Below are 538 nucleotides of genomic sequence, written 5' to 3'. Positions count from 1 at the left end.
AGCATGGCCTAAATCAAATAAAGTTAAAAGGTTAATTTTAAGGGAAAATTTACTATGACAATTAACGATCAAATATCAACAAGCTTATTACATTCAGATAAAGCACCTAATTGTGATTTATATTTTGACTTTGTACGTACTGTTAATGATTGTTTGCGCACTGCACCTTACACCCGTTTGCAAATTGCAGAGCGCATGAACCTAGCATTACAGGCACCTGAAGAAATAGATCAAACAAAACTTAATAAGTGGTTTGCCCCGAGTCAGTCGTTAAACATACCCATGTATTACTTGCCAGCATTGCTTTGGGCAACAAACAGCATTGAAATTGTAAATACATTACTACAGCCACTGATGTTTAAAGCCGTCGATCAGCGAGCACAAATGTTACAAAAGCATGCTGAGTTGCAAGTCGAAAATGAAAAGAATGCCATTTTGCAAAAAGAAATCATCGATACGCTATTAACTAGCGGCACTGAATAACCCAAACCAATAAAGTATTAGGGATAAACCCATGTCAATCAAAGACCAAGCTATG

General features: G+C 36.4%; 1 protein-coding gene. It reads left to right on the top strand.

The window, feature by feature from the left end; translation table 11 throughout:
- Positions 1–54 precede the first annotated feature (54 nt).
- On the top strand, positions 55–483 hold the full coding sequence (locus tag CJF42_RS26350) for a hypothetical protein (RefSeq protein ID WP_095369411.1): 429 nt from the start codon (positions 55–57) through the stop codon (positions 481–483).
- Positions 484–538: the final 55 nt, after the last annotated feature.

Source organism: Pseudoalteromonas sp. NBT06-2 (assembly GCF_002276045.1).
Lineage (GTDB): Bacteria > Pseudomonadota > Gammaproteobacteria > Enterobacterales > Alteromonadaceae > Pseudoalteromonas.
Note: the sequence above shows the minus strand (reverse complement) of the source record. Positions and strands in the feature narration are given on the sequence as shown.